This is a genomic window from Campylobacter sp. GB48 (assembly GCF_049221845.1).
GTDB lineage: Bacteria > Campylobacterota > Campylobacteria > Campylobacterales > Campylobacteraceae > Campylobacter_D > Campylobacter_D lari_C.
The window spans coordinates 1-683 of record NZ_JBMJAR010000090.1 but is presented as its reverse complement, the minus strand read 5'-3'; the positions used below and the strand labels follow the sequence as shown (position 1 = coordinate 683).

The 683-nt window shown below is 22.1% G+C and carries 2 protein-coding genes; both read right to left on the bottom strand.

The features are described 5' to 3' along the window. Positions 1–194: hypothetical protein (locus ACOTVC_RS08975; RefSeq protein WP_421628397.1), on the bottom strand; the 194-nt coding region annotated here is incomplete at its 3' end. After that, a complete protein-coding gene (locus ACOTVC_RS08970; protein ID WP_214099753.1) occupies positions 191–616 on the bottom strand; it encodes a hypothetical protein in 426 nt (141 codons plus the stop codon). The genes ACOTVC_RS08970 and ACOTVC_RS08975, both read right to left, overlap by 4 nt. Positions 617–683: the final 67 nt, after the last annotated feature.

The window sequence follows — 683 nt, the reverse complement described above, 5'->3', positions numbered from 1 at the left end:
TTATTCCATTCTTTGTTTTTAAGATATTCTTGTCTTAATGTTTCATCTATTTTATCTAACTCATCAGGACTTTTGCCTTTAGTAAGTCCTAAGAAAGCGTGAGTGAAGTCTTCTCTTTGCCAATAACATTGATTTTTAAAATCTAAAAAACATTCTACCAATGGATCAATATAAATTGTTACATAATGCTTCATTTATAAAATCCTCCTAATAACTCAAATATATATACCATAGCTACTAAAAAAATATATCCACATAAAAAAGTTATTAAAATTCTCCAAGCTCTTAAAAAGATAAAAATTATAGGTGCAAAAATAAAAAATAAAATTTTAAAATTATAGATAAACTCATGATATTTCATATATATAAATATCAATATTACAAGCAATAATAATGCAAAAAAATTTTTAGCATAAAGCATATTTAATATAAAAATAAATAGCATAATAAATAAAATAGTGAATTGATCATAATTACTACTGATATAAAAATACATCATAGGAATGATAAAAATTCCTACACTACACACAAACCAAGCAATTTGCCCACTTGATATACTATCTATTCCTTTACTTTCTAGCTTTGTTTTTAATTTAGAATAAATAGGAATTTGCAAATTTACTCCTAATACAGATAAATTGTTTTATTATAACCAATCTACTTAATACTTTTAATTAATTTAA